The 17621-nt window shown below is 33.3% G+C and carries 14 protein-coding genes, 9 tRNA genes and 2 other RNA genes; 4 read left to right on the forward strand and 21 right to left on the reverse strand.

Annotation, left to right across the window (positions count from 1 at the left end; translation table 4 throughout):
* Positions 1-59 precede the first annotated feature (59 nt).
* The 8 genes from MG_RS01870 to MG_RS01905 form a co-directional block, all read right to left on the reverse strand.
* Entirely contained in the window at positions 60-923 is an 864-nt protein-coding gene (locus MG_RS01870; protein WP_010869425.1) for an ECF transporter S component, read from the reverse strand.
* A 44-nt stretch (positions 924-967) separates the two neighbouring features.
* Positions 968-2299, reverse strand: a complete 1332-nt coding sequence (locus MG_RS01875) for an MPN449 family protein (protein ID WP_009885988.1) — start codon at positions 2297-2299, stop codon at positions 968-970.
* Between the two features lie 23 nt (positions 2300-2322).
* Complete coding sequence (holA, locus tag MG_RS01880) at positions 2323-3216, reverse strand: DNA polymerase III subunit delta (RefSeq protein ID WP_009885989.1); 894 nt, start codon at positions 3214-3216, stop codon at positions 2323-2325.
* The gene (locus tag MG_RS01885; protein WP_009885990.1) at positions 3140-4249 is read right to left on the reverse strand and encodes a ComEC/Rec2 family competence protein; all 1110 of its coding nucleotides are present in this window, start codon (positions 4247-4249) and stop codon (positions 3140-3142) included. Before MG_RS01885 ends, holA begins: the two co-directional genes overlap by 77 nt.
* 40 nt (positions 4250-4289) lie before the next feature.
* Positions 4290-6089 (reverse strand): terminal organelle protein HMW3, encoded by a 1800-nt coding sequence (hmw3, locus tag MG_RS01890; RefSeq protein WP_010869426.1) that lies wholly within the window; start codon positions 6087-6089, stop codon positions 4290-4292.
* Between the two features lie 14 nt (positions 6090-6103).
* Positions 6104-6946: an adhesin P32 gene (locus MG_RS01895; RefSeq protein WP_010869427.1), complete on the reverse strand. Its 843-nt coding sequence runs from the start codon at positions 6944-6946 to the stop codon at positions 6104-6106.
* Between the two features lie 16 nt (positions 6947-6962).
* Positions 6963-7499 carry an MG319/MPN454 family protein gene (locus MG_RS01900; protein WP_010869428.1) on the reverse strand — a complete coding sequence of 179 codons (537 nt, stop codon included), beginning with the start codon at positions 7497-7499 and terminating at the stop codon, positions 6963-6965.
* A gap of 103 nt (positions 7500-7602) precedes the next feature.
* Entirely contained in the window at positions 7603-8463 is an 861-nt protein-coding gene (locus MG_RS01905; protein ID WP_010869429.1) for an MPN455 family protein, read from the reverse strand.
* A 69-nt stretch (positions 8464-8532) separates the two neighbouring features.
* Between MG_RS01905 and MG_RS01910 the strand changes: the two genes are divergently transcribed.
* Together MG_RS01910 and MG_RS01915 are read left to right on the forward strand one after the other, a co-directional pair.
* Positions 8533-8623: transfer RNA gene (locus tag MG_RS01910), tRNA-Ser, on the forward strand.
* Between the two features lies 1 nt (position 8624).
* Positions 8625-8713 (forward strand) — tRNA-Ser (locus tag MG_RS01915).
* 70 nt (positions 8714-8783) lie between these two features.
* Here MG_RS01915 and MG_RS01920 read toward each other — a convergent pair.
* The 9 genes from MG_RS01920 to MG_RS01965 form a co-directional block, all read right to left on the reverse strand.
* Positions 8784-11588, reverse strand: a complete 2805-nt coding sequence (locus MG_RS01920) for an MG321/MPN456 family lipoprotein (protein ID WP_010869430.1) — start codon at positions 11586-11588, stop codon at positions 8784-8786.
* 210 nt (positions 11589-11798) lie between these two features.
* Positions 11799-11883, reverse strand: a tRNA-Leu gene (locus MG_RS01930).
* 5 nt (positions 11884-11888) lie between these two features.
* Positions 11889-11964: transfer RNA gene (locus MG_RS01935), tRNA-Lys, on the reverse strand.
* A gap of 6 nt (positions 11965-11970) precedes the next feature.
* A tRNA-Thr gene (locus tag MG_RS01940) sits at positions 11971-12046 on the reverse strand.
* A 1-nt stretch (position 12047) separates the two neighbouring features.
* Positions 12048-12123 (reverse strand) — tRNA-Val (locus tag MG_RS01945).
* Positions 12124-12131: 8 nt separating this feature from the next.
* Positions 12132-12206: transfer RNA gene (locus MG_RS01950), tRNA-Thr, on the reverse strand.
* Positions 12207-12208: 2 nt separating this feature from the next.
* Positions 12209-12285, reverse strand: a tRNA-Glu gene (locus tag MG_RS01955).
* 6 nt (positions 12286-12291) lie between these two features.
* Positions 12292-12366, reverse strand: a tRNA-Asn gene (locus tag MG_RS01960).
* 21 nt (positions 12367-12387) lie between these two features.
* Complete coding sequence (locus tag MG_RS01965) at positions 12388-14085, reverse strand: potassium transporter TrkG (protein ID WP_009885956.1); 1698 nt, start codon at positions 14083-14085, stop codon at positions 12388-12390.
* Positions 14086-14120: 35 nt separating this feature from the next.
* Between MG_RS01965 and MG_RS01970 the strand changes: the two genes are divergently transcribed.
* Positions 14121-14804: a potassium channel family protein gene (locus MG_RS01970; protein WP_010869432.1), complete on the forward strand. Its 684-nt coding sequence runs from the start codon at positions 14121-14123 to the stop codon at positions 14802-14804.
* A gap of 39 nt (positions 14805-14843) precedes the next feature.
* On the opposite strand, the gene rnpB is transcribed toward MG_RS01970, so the two are convergent.
* Positions 14844-15184: RNase P RNA component class B (rnpB, locus tag MG_RS02785), an RNA gene on the reverse strand.
* Between the two features lie 22 nt (positions 15185-15206).
* Here rnpB and ssrA point away from each other — a divergent pair.
* Positions 15207-15594, forward strand: a transfer-messenger RNA (tmRNA) gene (ssrA, locus tag MG_RS02790).
* A gap of 45 nt (positions 15595-15639) precedes the next feature.
* Here the strand turns inward: ssrA and MG_RS01975 are convergent.
* From MG_RS01975 to rpmG, 3 genes are read right to left on the reverse strand one after another with little or no spacing between them, the layout of a single operon-like run.
* Positions 15640-16449: a hypothetical protein gene (locus MG_RS01975; RefSeq protein WP_009885959.1), complete on the reverse strand. Its 810-nt coding sequence runs from the start codon at positions 16447-16449 to the stop codon at positions 15640-15642.
* On the reverse strand, positions 16394-17458 hold the full coding sequence (locus MG_RS01980; protein ID WP_009885960.1) for an aminopeptidase P family protein: 1065 nt from the start codon (positions 17456-17458) through the stop codon (positions 16394-16396). Before MG_RS01980 ends, MG_RS01975 begins: the two co-directional genes overlap by 56 nt.
* Complete coding sequence (gene rpmG, locus MG_RS01985; protein ID WP_009885961.1) at positions 17458-17619, reverse strand: 50S ribosomal protein L33; 162 nt, start codon at positions 17617-17619, stop codon at positions 17458-17460. Before rpmG ends, MG_RS01980 begins: the two co-directional genes overlap by 1 nt.
* Positions 17620-17621: the final 2 nt, after the last annotated feature.

Raw genomic sequence — 17621 nt, forward strand, 5'->3', positions numbered from 1 at the left:
CAAGAAAAGTTATTTATGCCAGTTTAGTCAAGCTTGATTATAAAACTTATCGCTTCGCTCTAACTCTTCCATGAAAGCGTAAATAGTAATAAATAATTTTTTAAATTATTTTCCACAATCCCTATTAAAGGGTAAAACAAAGCTACATAGATAGGTAATAATAACGCTTGCACCAATACTCTTGGTAAAAGAAAGAAATAAACCCCATACAAAACAAAGTTATTACTTGGTCTGCCATTATTAATAAAAGTAATAAACTCAATGGCAGCAATTGTCCCCAAAAGGATAGAAACAACTACTGACATTAAAACCATTAGAACCAAGCTATAAATAGTTAAAAGTGCTTGTTCTTTATTTCTCTTTTTTACATAAACAAACCCTAAAAATCCTTCTGTTACTAAAAAGAAAATAACAAAGCTAACTAAAGTTATGATTTGTAAAACAACAACATTAACACTAAGATCAGCAGTTTGAAAATTTTTTGTTCCAATTTGCTGAAACTCATTATTAGTTAGATAAAGTAAAAGCAGTGTTACACTAACAACAAAAAAAGTTACTAATAGTGTTTGTAACACCCAAAAATCAACCTTGTAATTACTGGCATTTTTTCTAACTAGATAAATCCCTTTAACTATGCCAGCAAGAAAAGCAAAGAGTGGCTTTTGCAATGCAAACATCCAAAACCACACATAACCCTTTGTTAACCAATCAATAGTATCAGATAAAAATCCAAAAATAAAACCCCAAATAGGACCAAAGATCCATCCGAACAATGCAAAGGGAATCCTTAGAAAACTAATGCTTAATACATTAGTAACACTAATTGAAAAGATAGAAAAGATAAAGGTTAGTGCTAATAAAACACTAGCTCAAACTAACAGTTGTAAACTCTTTAAAAGTCTCAACGGATAGTAAGGAAACAAAAAGTTTCAAAACAGTTTTTTAGATTGAAGCTTGAATGTGAATTTTAACCAAAAATAGTAGGTGGGGGGATATCTAAAGTAGTTTTACTTTCATCACTAGTAATTGGTTTTGCCAATTCCTCTTGAAAGTACTTATTAAATATCTCATTAGTTTGTTCTAAGTTTAATTTAGGACTTAATGAAAAAGCAATTACACTAATGATGCTAAAAGGAACAATGCTAAAAACAAACAATCAGGCGATTCCTATCAGATAACTTGCAAATAATGGTGAAACACTAATTAGTTGGTTTTCACTAAATAAGCGGATGATTAAAGCTGCATTTCAAAAGCCACTTCTTACTATATTACCAGGGATACAATTTAAAAAGACAAAGATAAAGATAGTCCAAAAGATCCATTTTATTCTTACCTTATAACGGTAGTTATCATTAATTTTGGGAAACTCTTTGACCCCAAATTCACTACGTAAATACCGCATTGCTCTATTGGTTTGACCTCTAGTTGCAAAGCTATAGGGTTTACCCTGAAAAGCAAAGAAAAAAGAAGCACCACCAAAAGCCAGGAAGATCATGGTAATCAAGTTAGATGAACTTAAAGCAAAAAAGCGGTTTAGATTTGTTGTATCTGCATTACTTTGCTGAACAGTATTTTGGTCATTATTAACATTGAAAAGTGGACTGTTCTTATCAACAAAGTGGGTAAAAAAGACATTGACCATCACAACGTATGCTATCGAAATGAAAAAGATGGCAATCATAGAGATGAAAATCGCTAGTTGTGCTCATTTAATCCACTGACTCTTAAACTGAAACTCAAAGATCTTACCAACTAGTTTTTCAGAGGTAAACCTACCAAAGGCACGATCTCTGGCACGAACTTGGAGGGTTTGTTGCAAAATATTATTCTCAAGTCCTGAGTTTAGCTGTTGAGAATTGTTTATAGTTTGAAAACTTGGGTTATCTTTAACTGTTTTATTGTTTTCTTGTAACTCACTAACGGGTTTAACTTGAGTTTCAGCAAGTTTGGTAAAGCTATTCAACTCTTTATTAAACAAGTTTTTAACAGCAACATTAAGATAATTAGCTAAATCTAACGCATCAGTTAGATCAAACTTAGCAGCTTTAAGTTCTTTTTCACTTAATTGGTTTTGCCCTAATTGGATAAACTTATCATGAAAACTACCAAAAAGAAAGTGGTCTGGTTTTTTTGTTTTAACTCTTTTTTGTTTTTCCTCTAAAAAATAAAGTAATTTGAGTTGTGCCAAAATTGTTTTGGCAAAATCACTATCAGTTTTTATCCTTGTTCTTAAAGTTTCGTTATTAAAAACAATGTCAAGATTATTTTGTACCTTAGTTAGAATTTCACTAAACGTCATTTTGATAAGTAATTTTAGAGAGGTTAGTTAGTAAAAAAGCTTAAAGCAAAGTTTTTTAACAACGGAATGGCAAAGCCATCATTGTGCTTTAATTTAATATCCAATTTTTGAATTGCATTAATTATATTTACTAAAACTTTGCTAGTAAAGTTATGGTACTGACTTTGAATAGCAATTAAGCGAAACTGATTAACATTTAGATTAATGTTAGTTAGTTGCTTTGGATTACAACTTTTAACCATCAATGCTAATAACAACTCCCCACTAAAAAATTCTAAAAATTGGGTGGCAAAATTTGGTTTTGTACTTGCCAATTCATCAATATATTTAAATGCCTTTACAATTTGTGAATTTGTTAGAGCTTTGGTTAATTTGTAAATTTGAACAGGTTGATAATCACAAATAACTGTTTCAACTAATTTGTTATCTTTGATTTCATTTTTACCTAACAAGCTAAGTTTGTTAATTTCTTGGTAAATTACCCCCATATTTAAAGGTAAAGCATTCGCTAATCAATCAATTATTTCCAAATCAAGTTTTAAGTTAAGTTCTCTACAAACTTCACCAATTGCTTTATGCATTGATTTTCAATCCAATTTATCACAAAAAACAGTTGTGATTGATTTAATGGTTTTAATCCCACTAAAAGGATTGTCAGTATAAACAGTTAAAACTACATCAGTTGTTTTTAGTTTTTCTAAACACAAGTTTTCTTGTCTAGTTAAGCTTGTTTTTTCCAAAAAACTGCAATTATTGACAATAAACTTTTCATTATTAGAACCAAATAATGGTTGTGAAAAGAGATCATAAAGTTGCTTAAGATCTTTAAACCAAATAGTTTTATATGGAGAATTGCTTTTGATTTGACTTAATTTTTGGTGAATTAGCCCAATATCTTGACCATAAATTATTGTCATAATAAGCTACTGTAAAAATAGTATATAAAAGTCCCAATAAGCCATAATAAACAAAAAAGAAAATCAGATTAGGTTTAGGTATTTGTAGAAAAACTGTTACTTTTAATGATCATTCACTTAGCATTTTAAGTGGGAGATAAATACCAAAACTAGCTTGACCAAAAACACCAATAAAGGGTAAAATAATTCAACTAACACAAAAATAAAATAAGGCAATTGGGCTAAACAAAAGGTTAAACAAGACACTAAAAGCATTTAGTCTTGAATTTAAATACAAGCTTAAGGGGCTGATAACAATCAAGATTAAACTAGAACTGACAAGCGGTTTTAAAGCTTTTAATAACTTTAGTTTGTTGACAAATAACAATACAAAACAAGCTAGAAAAGAAAAATTAAAACCAAAGTTATTTAAAGCATGGTTACTAATAAGAATGATTAAAAGTGCAGTTAAACTTAAGTTATCTTCTGGTAACTGTTTTTTAAAAACCTGTTTTAACAGTGTTGAGATAAAAACTCTTAGTGCTGAAAAGGCAAATCCTACTAAAAACAGGTAAATCAATAAAACAGCAAAACCACTAAGTTTGTTTAAGTACCATCTTTTTCATAAAAACCGTTCCATTAAATTAAACAAGAAACTTAAGTGAAAACCACTGATAACAAACAAATGGACAATGTTTAGTTTTAAAGCATTTTGGTACAAATTGTTTTTAGTGGTTTCATTAATTAAAAATAGTTTTAAATACTGATTTAACTCACCTTTAGTGGTCTGATCAATTCAATTAATGAAAGGGGTACGAATAAAGTTATTTTTAACAATTTGATTTATCTTGACTGCTGGAACAAAATAACAAAAAGCAATAAAAAAACCAACAATTGTTAAGTTCAATAAACAAAACTTTCAGTCATACCAAAGACTAAAAAGCGTTATCAAAATGATCCAAATTGACAGTGCAACAAACTGTTCTTGTTGTACTAAAAAGAAGCCTGGGATAAAACTGAGTAAAACAAAAAAATAAAACAGCTTTGTTTGCATGCTGTTTTATTAATAGATTTATTTTGAACTTTTTAACAAATTAAAAGTCCTTAGATCAATATGATCTTGATGGATAACGTCTAAGTCCATCATAGCTAGAACTAAATGGTAAACTAGTTCTTCTAAAACTTGATAGTCTTGTTGGTGAATGGAATGATGAACGGTATGAACTGATATTAGTTAATCTTCATGGTCTTCTTGTTAAGGGATAATAACTACTTGGTGTTCTGCTAAAACGATAGTTAGAAATAGCATTATTTTGGAAATTAGTTGATCTTAATGGTGTGTAATTGTTGACTCTAGATTTTGGTGTGTAGTCAAAATCAAGAGAAAAACGATCACTAGTTAAACTTTGATTGGTATCGCTGTAAAGTGGATCACTGTATTTAGTTGCAACATACTCATTTTCAGGATAAAAACGGCTGAAATTGCTACTTTTTATAGTGTTATCACTCTTTAGAGCAATATCACTCATTATCCTTTGGTGGTTTAAAGCATTAATTTTCTCTAGAAGAGAAGCGTGGGAAGAGACACTAACAGTGATATCTGAATCAGTTGTGCGTTCAACTTGTCTAGGTTGAAAACCAGTGTCTAATTTTGATTGAAGTAAAGCTGCTGATCTTGGTACAACTTTAATTTGTAAACCTGAAGTTGGCAATGGTTGTTGGGGTTGATATTCAGTTTTTACTTCTGGTTTTCAGTGGTGAACTTCAACTTGAGGAGTTGATTCTACTTGAGGGATGTATTTTGTTTCAGGTTTTGGTTCAATTCTTGGTTCAACCATTTGAGCTTTCGGTTGAACTTCAACTTGAGGAATATGTTTTATTACTTCTGGTTTTGATTCAATTCTTGGTTCAATCCTTTGAGGTTTTAAATCAACAACAGGTTTTGGTTGAACTTCAACATGTGGTACATGTTTTACTTCAGGTTGTTTAACTTCTGGTACTGAATCAACAACAGGTTTCACTTCTGGTTTTGGTTGAATTTCAACATGTGATACATGTTTCACTTCTGGTTTTGGTTCAATTTTGGGTTCAACTATTTGAGGTTTCGGTTGAACTTCAACTTGAGGAATATGTTTTACTTCAGGTTGAACTAACTTTGCTGGTTTATTAACTAGTGGTGGTTTTAAAGAAGGGGAATTATTAAAACTATGGTTTTGAGATCCACTATCAACTTGAACGGGTTGTTGGTGGACTAAATCCTGATGGAGCTGTTGAGTAGGTGGCACTTCTTTTTCAACAAACTGGTCATCACCCAAGTTTTCTGTAGGTTGTTGGGGTTGATTTAAACTGTCATTTAATTCAAAGACATCAGGTTCACTTTCAGTTTCTAGAGTAGTGTGTTGAGCTGCTTTTGGTTGGTCATCAACTTCTATCTTAGGAAGACCTGCATCAATACTAGGATAATCTTGTTGGGTTGGTTGTTCTTGAGAAGTTTGAGTACTGCTTAAATAGTTAATTAAAGGGACCTTTTTCTCATCAGTATAGCTAGAAACATCCAAAACATTACCATTTTGGTCATAGAAAGTGTTGTTATCCTGATCATATTGAACAGTTACCAAGTTGTTCTTATCATCATAAGCATTTAAGCTAACAATGTTATTTGTAAAGCTAATAGGGTTATCTGAAGTTAATTCAAACAAAGGATAGTTACTAGCTAACTGCTTTCTTTTTTCTAAAGAGAAGATATTACCTGATTCAGGATCTTGGTATAGAGCATGAACCTTATTTTTATGATCACGGGCATAAACAACACTAACATCAGGATATCTTTTGTTAATCTTTTTTAAAAGCTTGTTATAGGCTTTGTTTATTTTAGCTTTCTGTTTATCGTTCATAAAAAATTACTAAATTAGGGTTTTAAACCGCCTTTTGGCATCAATTGTGATGGGTTAGGACGTTGTTGCATATTTGGATTAAACCCAGGGCGTTGTTGCATGTTTGGATTAAAGTTATTTGGTTGTGCAAATTGGTTAGGATGGGGTTGGTTAAATCCAGGGCGTTGCATGTTTGGGTTCATCCTTGGGTTGAAATTATTGTGTGGTTGGAACTGTTGGTTTGGTTGGTTAAAACCAGGGCGTTGTTGCATGTTTGGATTAAACCCAGGGCGCTGCATGTTTGGGTTCATCCTTGGGTTGAAATTATTGTGTGGTTGGAACTGTTGGTTTGGTTGGTTAAAACCAGGGCGTTGTTGCATGTTTGGATTAAATGCAGGTCTTAAAAGCGGAACACGCTGTTGAAACTGTGGTTGAAGGGGTTGTTGAACTTGGGGTTGGGAAGGCTGAGCTTGGGATTGTTGAGGATCAATTTCAACTGTTTGTTGTTCTTGTTGATCTGAGATTCTTTGTAATTGCTCAGCAATCTGTTCTTGGCGTTCCTTCTCTTCAAGTAAACGTTTTTCTTTGCGCTTTACAATAGGTAAACCTATCGCAAGTCCAAGGATAATAGCTAAAGCACTAAAACCAAATGAACCTGCTACTGTAGGGATAAATCAGGGCTGTTCAACAATTGATCTGCCCTGAATTACAGTTGTATTATCTTCTGTTTGATGAAAAACAACCCCTAGTTCACTACCATTAGTTTTCACAACAAGTGCAAATGCTAGTAACGATAAACTAACAATTAGGATTGTTGTAAAAAGTAAAGCAAGAACTATAAAAAGTTTTTTGTATCTCAAAAATCCATTTAACTCCATCTTTATCAAAACTTAATTAGTTCCTTTTTCTTCTTGATCTTGAATCATCATAATACTCTTCTTGTTCTTGCTTTTTCATGTTCCTTTTTCTTCTTTTAATTGAACGAGTGATTTTATTGAGAAAGAAGTTAACAATTAAAGTACCTATTAAACCACTAACAAATGCCATTCCTAGGGGAATTACATACTTAGTTAGATAAGGTGTAAACTGTTCAACAAATCCAGGCAACTTAGCATTTTTCAAAAAATCTACATATCCTGGGATAGCATAAAATGCACTTTTTTCAGTTGGAAAACGGTTATCCAAACCATTACTTGAACCTTCTAAAAGTTGTAATAAGCTACTTGTTTGAGCAGTTGCAGTTGCACCATTGTTTGAAGAGATGTTATCCAACGCTTCTTTTGAAAAGAACCTGTTGAAAACATCCATTGGTTGTGCTAACTCAAATGGGTTTAGAGAACCAAAGTAAAAGATAGCTAAGAAAAGATAAGCAAAGCCTACCAATACCAATAAAAGAAAGCAAAGCTTAAAGAGAAATCGAAACAAGCGCATTTGTATTAGTCAAAAATAAAACTACTCTGTGAATTTTAACTTTATTTAGTTAAGCAAATGGTTTATGTAATTAATTAAATTAACTATAGAGCTTTAGAAAGCTCTAAACTCTAGAAAAATTTTTAGTAATTAGGATGATTCTTAGGATGAAATAGACCAAATTCATGAAGCTGCTAATTAATCAAGCCCCAAAGAATAAAGCAGATCTTCAGCTCTGTCTTCTTGCCATTTCATAATCTTCACTTTCATAGTATTTAATCAAATCTTGTTCATTACGGATCTGTAAACTCACAAAATAAACTGAAATTAATGAAAAGATTCCCCCTACTATTAAAGATAAGCCAGGGATAATTCTATCAAGTAGGTTTGTTGTAGAAGCAAACACTGTAAAGTTCAAAATAAAGCTCAATAAGCTCGCTACAATACTAATTACAAAAGCCCATAATAAGATGTGAAACAAAGTTTGGGTTTGTTGATATCGCCTTTTTTGACTTGGTAGCGCACTTAATCCTCACACTGAACCAAACACCAAACTAGCACCTAAAAAAGCATAAACAATGTCATTAGCTTCAAAGTTAACTTGTTTTGAAAATGTCGTTGCTAAAGTTAATAAGATCCCAAGGGTTATCCCATAACTAATCACATCAGTAATGATTAAGGCCCAAAACCATGTCAAACTAGTGTTGGGATTCCTTAATTTAAAAGCAGTAACAAAATAAAGAATTAAAGAGACAAAACTAGTAATAACTGCAATAGTACTAAGTGTTCTAAAATCACTAGCTAAATCAATTAGTGTGCTTCTTGAAAGCAATTGTTGTACTGTTAATGCAACAAGAAAGATAAAAAAGATCCCAAAAGCAGCTACCATAAAAGTTAAACGGATTACAGAAAGCTGTTTTGTTTGTACAAACTGCTTTGCTGCTAAACCGTTTTGATCAATATAGCCTTTTGTTGAATTAATCATGACAATTTGACTTGTTAAATTTTAATTTGTCAATATAAAAAAACTAATAATTGCAAAATATATAGATAAGGATACTTACCCAAGTGGCTGAAGGGGTAGGCTTGGAAAGCTTATAGATGGGTAAAACCATGCGAGGGTTCGAATCCCTCAGTATCCGCCAGGGAGATTTACCCAAGTGGCTGAAGGGGGCGCTCTCGAAAAGCGTTAGGTGGTTATCCACGCGTGGGTTCAAATCCCACAATCTCCGCCAAATTCTTAACTGTATAAACAAAAAACACACCATTTTGGTGTGTTTTTTTATGTCCATAAGTTAGTTGAATTTACTCATCAATGTAACCTGAATCACGCATTGTAGCAATCCCTGAAGGGGCATTACGGAGTGAAAATCATGGTTTTAAAAGCGAAGGAATAGTTTCATTTAACCCAGGAGCGGAGACTGGTAGAACAGGAAAGTAACTATCTACTACAGTAATTAAGAACTTAGCATTATCAGTGTCCTGTTCAGCTCAAATGCTGTTAAATCGGTTAAGTTGAGCAGCGTTGTCATAAAGATCTTTCAATTCATAACCAATGTGGATATCTGATACATTTGCTGGTTTGTTGTCATCTATCTTGCTTCTTTTTGATAGATATTTATCAGGATCTTTAATTGCTTCTTTAACTTTATCAGCTTTCAATACCTTATTATCAACTAAAAATTTCAGTAAGCTTAATGCTTTTTTAGTGAATGCTAATGAAGCGGATGTACCGTTATTACCATTAGTACCAAAGTTCTTAATGACATAGGGATCATCTTTAAAAAGATCAGCACTTGTTATGCAACTACACCAGTCTTTTCCGTTAGTTGTTGTGTTATTTTGAAGTTTATTTTCAATTTGATTAAAGACATTGTTTTGGGATGCAGCTAACAATAAAGTTCTGACAATATGACTACCTGAATTGTAAGTAATTACTTCACCAATACCCTCACTGTTAAGCTGTGTAGCAGCATCAAGTCAGGTACCAACCCCATCATAATCAGGACTCCAATAAGAAAAACCAAGTACACTTGATAAACCTATGTATCATTCGTTTCTTGTTGGACCTTGTGCATCTCCTAAGATAATCTCAGGGATAATTAAATTTTCACCATTATCATTACCAAGTTCAGTTAAAGCTTGTTTTAAAGCGTTATAGTAATCAACTTGGTTAGAGGAGAGTGATGCATTTCCTAGTTTAATGTTGAAGTGTAATGGATTGTTACCAGTAAACCCAACTTTTTTTAATGCACTGATAAAACTTTGCTTGGTAACACTTACTTGTTTTGAAGAAACTTGACTAGTTTGACTACTGCTGCCACTAGTAGAAGCTGTTCTTACTTGAGCACCATTAGTTTTTGTAGAGCTATAGTAACTTAACTTAACAGTTGCAGTATCAAGAACATTCTTATCCTTTTGAAAAGTTCCAGTTTGTTCAGGGATTAAACCAAGTCTTTGGTTGTTGTTAATCTTGTAATAATAATCATTCTCAATTCCATCTGTATTTGTACCACTACTAGTTCCATTTGCTGGTTTTTCTTTAAAGATCCCAAAAGGAACAGTAGAATAGTTAACATCTCCTGAGTTGGGCAGATCAATGATTGCTAAGTTCTTTCAGTTGATCAAACCATTAATTCCAGCACGGATAGTCAACGCTTCTTCAGATTCACTGTTATATAAGAACTTAGCTTCTGTCTCAGTGATGTTTGCATTTAGTTGAACAGTACTGTCATTAGCAACATAAGGTTTACCTGAATAAGTTACTTGAGCACTTTGCGCAGTTTTTTGGATTTTTAATCACCTCAGATCCCCTGTACCATTAAACCTTGATCTTGCATCTTGTTGTTGGGAATAGGGAACAGCTGAAGCTGATAAGCCCCCAGCGATATAACTAGAATAGAACACTTCAGGAGTAGCTCCTGGTTGGAAATAACTAACTATAGCAGGGATAGGTTTTTCGTTTTCTTGTCTTGTTTTAGGAAGATTAGGGGTGATAATTGCATCATAAATCTGGTTGCGTTTAAAGACAATTTGTGCTTGGTTAAAACTCTCAACATAGTAAGGGCCAACTGATCAAGTGTCTTTTCAAGCATTAACACCCCCTCCATAGATACCATCAAAGTTAGTATTTGCTTGATCTAAAATCTTTCTGTTGTTATTTTGGTTATATTTAAGCGGTGAATCTTTACCTAGTTTAAGGGCTTTTACCTTAGGATGGGTGTGAGGAATTGGAAAGAAGAATTCCTTTGACATCATTGATAGAAAGAAAGGAAAAGGAGAAGTTAGATAAACATTAAACTTGTTATCATCTACACTTCTATAGTTTTCAACATCATAATTTTCATCAGTGATCTCAATACCTTTACCATTGCCATCACTAGAACCGTTGGTTTTATCCATACCAACGGTTTTTTCAACATCAAGACCCATTAGGTCAATGAAATAACCATTCCGGTTAAAACCTAAGTTAGAAGAGAGAATATAGGTCTCAAAACCCCTTTCAAAGTCTTTAGAGGAGAGTTTAACTGGTTGGTTGTTTTGTTTGACTTCTCTACCAGCATTATCAACCCAGCTCAAACTAGTGTTAATGGTAAATTCATATCTGGTTGCTTCTTGGGTTATCTTGTGATAGTTAGGATCTTCAGTAATAGACTTTGAACTATCACGATAAATTGTGCCTATTGCATCCCACTCATTGAACTTAGTGTAATCATTCTTACTAGATCCATCAGAAGAATCTGTTGAACCGTTTTTTTGTGCTCTACCTTTAAGGCCACTGTGTGTTGTCTTTTTATAGCCAGTAACTGATAAAGCAAGTTCTAACACTAATTTTTCTTTAATTTGGTCAGTAACATTAACCCCATCATCACGGTTTGTACCAGTAGCAACATAGTTAGTTAACCCTGCATAAGCATTACCAAAAAAAGATGAAGTGGGTGAAACGTTAAACATGCTCAATGGAACAGAGTTGTTCTTTAACAAATCTGCTGAAGAAGAGGTGAAAAACACCCCTTTGTTTAACTGTGAGGATGCACAAGCACTTAGGATTAGTGCTGCACTAACTGTCAGTGTAGAACCGAGCAACAAGTATCTTTTTTTTAATTTCATTGTGTTCTTTCATAAATAAATCGGTTAATTGATTGCTGATTAGTAAAAAAGAGTTAAAAAACAGCAATTTACCCTTAGTTAAAAACTAAAAGTAGTTTTATTCTAGTTTGCAATCACATTAGATTGCAAAATCAAAAACTAATGTTTTTATCAATTGCTCACTTTTTAAACAAGAAAATGCTTAATACAAAGTTAGCAAAACTAAAAACATGGTGCACCCGAAGGGACTTGAACCCCCACTTCTAGATGAAACTAGATCCTAAGTCTAGCGCGTCTACCATTCCGCCACGAGTGCATTATTGGTGCATCTTGAGGGGATCGAACCCACGACCCAATGATTAAGAGTCATTTGCTCTACCAACTGAGCTAAAGATGCAGATAGTGGTGCCGACTATAGGATTTGAACCTACGACCTATTGATTACAAGTCAATTGCTCTACCAACTGAGCTAAGTCGGCATGGTGGATTGTGAGGGGATCGAACCCCCGACCCTATGCTTGTAAGGCATATGCTCTCCCAGCTGAGCTAACAATCCATCACTTATGGTGCCGAATACAGGAATTGAACCTGTAGCCTATGCATTACGAGTGCATCGCTCTGCCCTTGAGCTAATTCGGCATTGGTGACGCGTACGGGATTCAAACCCGTGAATGCACGCGTGAAAGGCGTGTGTGTTAAGTCTCTTCACCAACGCGCCAAATAATGGCGGCCACAACAGGGATCGAACCTGTGACCAACCGGTTAACAGCCGGTTGCTCTACCGCTGAGCTATGTGGCCTGAGAATAAATTCTAGAATTTCTAGCCAATTTTAACAGCTTCCTTAGGATATGAATAACTATTTGCTTTGGGATGTTTTCTAACAAAAGTTAGCACAGAACTGGACACACCAACCTGTCCCATAACCATTAATAGACATAAAGCAAGGAAATTAAAGGTATTTCTATTTGGATCTAAAGCAATGTTAACAGTAGCTCCACTTGAAAGTCCAACTGTTCCAAAAGCACTAGTTGTTTCAAATAAAGCATCAATGAAACTAACTGGTTGTTCCATACTTAAAGGTAGAAGAACAGCTGTTAGTAAAACTGCAATTAAGCTTATGATTAGTACTAAAAAAGCATCTATTACTGTAGTTTGATCGATTGAACGCTTAAATGCTTTTACTTCCTTTTGACCTTTAAACTTAGCAACTAGAGCTAAAAAGATTACTGCTAGCGTAGTTGTTCTAATCCCCCCAGCAGTAGAAGAGGGACTAGCACCAATAAACATTGCCAATGCAATAATTATTTTTGTAGTTTGAATCTCACTAGCAACAGGGAAAACACTAAAACCTGCTGAACGGGATGAAATAACCATAAAAAAGAGCTGCATTACCCTACTTGCATTAGGGTTATTACCAAAAACTGACGCATGGATTGCTTGGTTAGATTGTGATTGCAATTGGGTATTTATTAAACTCTTTTTTTCATCACTAAAATTAACAATAGTGTTAGTTAAACTATCACTAGCAATAAATTCCACCATTAAAAGTAAGGTGAAAAAAAGCAGGATTACAACGATATTAGTAATTACTGTCAACTTGGTAAATAGACTAAATTGGTGTTTTGTGTGTCTACCATACTTAATCTTTTTTTTAATGGCTTCAAAGCCATCAAACAAACAAGGATAACCAATTCCCCCAAAGATAATTTGGCTAATAGTTAACCACTGAATAATAATACCAAGTCCATTTCTATAAGGAACAAAAGAACTACCCCCTATCAGATCTATCCCAGCATTATTAACTGCTGATAAGGAATGGAAAAAACCTGCTTGAAAAGCCTTATTAATATCATTAAAAGCTGCTATTGTTTGGTTTGAATCAACTACTAAAGCTTTTAATTGAGTTGAAACTTTTGCATGATCTGCAAACAAGTTAGCAGGTTCAAAGCCTGGGATGAAATAAAACAAAATACCATATAAAAATCCATAAATTAGTTCAACGATAAAAAGAAAGATGATAGATACTAAGATCATCTCACTAGTATTACCTAGCTTAGAACCACCTCGTTCTGATTGCAACATTAACTTTTCATAAAAACTGTATTGTTCCTTCTTGTGAAAGTTAAACAATCGTCATGCTAAAAAAGCAATAACAACAAATCCAATCCCTCCTAACTGGAGTAATACTGCTAAAACTATCTGGCCAAAGATACTGTATGTTTTTGATACAACAACAGTAGAAAGTCCTGTATCACTAAAAGCACTGGTTGATAAAAATAATGCATCTAAAAAGTTGTAATCAGTTTTCTGTTCAAATCTTTTTCCCTGTCAATCAATTCCATAACTAACCACTTTTTGGTAGTTATCTTGGAGTGCAATTGGCAAAAATAACAGCAAACTTCCAAACAAGATGCAATAGATATAAAAACAAAAAATTCGTTGGGTAATAGTCTCACCTCAGCCAATTTTTTTTAACCAAGTGGTGAGTTTTACCATCTGGTTTTGTCTTCTTGTCATTAAAAGAACGCTATCAAATATAATTTTACCAAGGTATGAAACGTGCAGATTTTTGCATTATTGGTTTAGGTAGATTTGGGATGCAGGTTGCACAATCACTAAAAGAAAACAACTTTAACTTACTTTTAATTGATCTTGATGATAAAAAAACTGACACCGCCTCGCAACAGTTTGATTATGTTATTTGTTGTGATGCTAGTAATCTAACTGCTTTAGAAGAGTTACAAATTGATGAATTTGCTGGGGTTATTGTTGGGGTTACCAACATAGAAGCGAGCATCATGATATGTGCTAATTTAAGGGAATTAGGACAAAAAAACATTATTGCTAAAGCCAAAAATGAAGTACATAAAAGGGTGTTAAGCACAATGGGAATTAGAGAAGCTTTGATCCCTGAAAAGATTGTTGGTAAAAATCTGGTTATCCGCTTAATCCATGGGCTTGAAAATGAAATTATCAACCTTGGTAATGAGATAATTTTCATCCGTTCAGCAGTTAACAACAAGGCTTTTTTTAACAAAAGGTTAGAAGAGATTAACTTTAGGCAAAACACCGATGCTAACATTATCTCCATCATGCGCAGTAATAAAACTGTTGTTTTTCCTTTAGGACCAAATACTGAGATCCAACCAGGGGATATTATCACTGCAGTTTGTCAACAAAAAAGTTTAAATAAGTACTTAAATTACATCAATCCTAAAACCAAAAATAAAAATTAAAAAAAGGATCATCATGATCCTTTTTTTAGATAGCATGCTGTCAATAAGCCATGTTCTGTTTTAAAGTCAGTTATTTATCTACAGCAATTGCTGTCATTACTTTAATTATTTGTTCTTAAAGCAACATTCCCTTACCAAAATTTAGGTTTCTTGCTTGTGGAGTTTACCGCGTTTCATACCTGGTTTTCACCAAGCTCGTCTCTGTGGCACTTTCAAAACATCATCATAGTATTAACCTTAGACTAGTTATGTCGTTATGGCTATCACATCCTAAATCTTATCGCTTTGATTTACACAAACACTACTTGCATTCCAGCAAGTGCAAGCATGGACTTTCCTCTACTTTAAATATATCTTTAAAGCAGCAACTAACCGACAGCGTCAAAATTATAATTTGGTGTTGGGGATGTTTTGGGTTTGACATAATGCTGATAGACAAACAGTAGCATTGGGGTATGCCCCTTACAGCGCTAGGTTCAATAACCGACAAAGAAAATAACGAAGTGTTGGTAGATCCAAATTTGATCATTAACCAACAAGCAAGTGTTAACTTTGCTTTTGCATAAGTAGATACTAAAGCTACAGCTGGTGAATAGTCATAGTTTGCTAGCTGTCATAGTTTATGACTCGAGGTTAAATCGTTCAATTTAACCTTTAAAAATAGAACTTGTTGTTTCCATGATTGTTTTGTGATCAATTGGAAACAAGACAAAAATCCACAAAACTAAAATGTAGAAGCTGTTTGTTGTGTCCTTTATGGAAACGGGTTCGATTCCCGTCATCTCCACCATTTATCAACTTTAAGTTGGCCTTACACTCCCCTAGTTGGGAGTTTTTATTTTGCCTTACTCTTTTTAAAGAGTTGTTTTAATTTGGTTTTGTTGTAATTAAAAGCAAAGATAGCTATAAAAAAGAAAGAATAAAAAACTAAGCTAATCGCTCAAGCGGTAGCAAATACACCAAAACTATTTAATTTAGAGAGATAAACACCATTGTTATTTTCAACATTAAAAAACAAGCTAAACCGCGTTGCTGATTGAATTTTTTGTGTATCTCTTTCAAAAAACTGTTGGTCTAATAACACCAAAAATAAAACCATTAGCAAGATCCATAAGAGATAAACAACAATACTGATAAAAAATCCAGTAGTATAGCCAATGCGCTCTCACTTAGTAGTCTGACTTTTAAAAAATAATGAAACAGTTCATCTAAAACTTAGAAAAACTAATAATGCTAAACTAATTAACCCAAAAACTAAGTTAGCAATTCCATATTGACTAATCTGATAAGTAATACTAGCTTGAATAATATCAGTTGGTTTTTCAACAGTTCAAAAAAGGTAAAACTGATTAAAGCCGTTAACTTCGTTAAAAGTGAATTGTTTAGTGTGAAAAACGCCAGCTAAAAACAAAACGTTGTTTAGAAAAAAGCAGAGAAAAAATAAAAAGTAAACAAAAGTATCAAGTAAGCCAAACCTGCTGTAAAACAGATAGTTACTGTGTTTGGAAACAACTTGATACTCAGCGACATTTATTTCACTGAGTTTATCAGATATCTTATTAATCCAACCACCACCACTATTTTTCTTTTTAGAAAGCACGTGGGATAGATTTAGATAATCAAACTGATTTTTCTTTTTTAACAAGTACCATATCTTCTATCCTAATTCCACCAAGGTTAGGAATATAGATCCCAGGTTCAATGGTTACAACCCCATTTTCACACAATAACTTGTTGTAAGATTGGGAAACATTTGGCATTTCATGGATATCAATACCAACGCCATGACCAGTACTATGCACAAAAAAGTCTTTAAACTCAGAGTTTTCAATAATATCGCGGCACACCTTATCAACTTGTGAACCTGTTAAAGTAGTGTTTACTGCATTTATACCAGCCAAATTAGCCTCTTCAACTTTTTTGTATGCAGATAATAACTTTGCACTTTTAGGTTTTTTACCAACTAAAAAGGTTCTTGTAATATCAGAGCAATAACCGTTGTAAATGGTGCCAAAATCACAAGTGATAAAATCACCTTCCTTAACTATTGTTTTGGTTGGTTTGTGATGTGGGTTAGCACCGTTTTTACCAGTAGCTACTATAGGATCAAATGAGTTTTTAGCCCCACCCTGCTTCACAAGCTCATTAGTAATCCATTGTGAAATGAAAAGCTCAGTCATTTTTGGTTTAATAAAACGCTTTAACTTAACTGCTACTTTTCTTGTAATATCAACTGCTTTTTCAATGGCTTGAATCTCACTAGGCAACTTTACTCTTCTAATCTCTTGGGCATTAATTACTGTGTATTGTTTACAAATAGCTTGAATTCAATCCTGATAGTTAAAGGTAAGATAGTCACCCTCAATTAAAAGGTGATTGATACCATTAGATTCACAAAAAGCTTTAACTTGTTTAAAACTAACAAATAATTCAACTTCAACAATAGGATTAATAAAGTTCCTTGCTGCTTCATAATACCTACCATCAATAAACAATTTTGCTTTATTGCTGGTGATGATTAACCACCCTGCACTACTTGGAAAATTAGTTAATCAAAAGCGGTTTTGATCAGAACCAATTAGGATAGCATCAGCTTTATTGGTTTTTAAAAGATCTTTAAGAACTGTAATTTTTTGTTGTAATTCACTAATCATTATTTACGTTTTACCTCTTTGTGCAATACTACCTTACGACAACGTGAACAAAACTTATTAAGTGCTAGTTTTTCTGGATTTTTCTTGACGTTTTTAAAGGTTAAATAATTAATCTCAGAACATTCATTACAACCTAGTCGTGTGCTTCTTTTAACAGCCATAA

Source organism: Mycoplasmoides genitalium G37 (assembly GCF_000027325.1).
In the GTDB taxonomy this organism is placed as follows: domain Bacteria; phylum Bacillota_I; class Bacilli_A; order Mycoplasmatales; family Mycoplasmoidaceae; genus Mycoplasmoides; species Mycoplasmoides genitalium.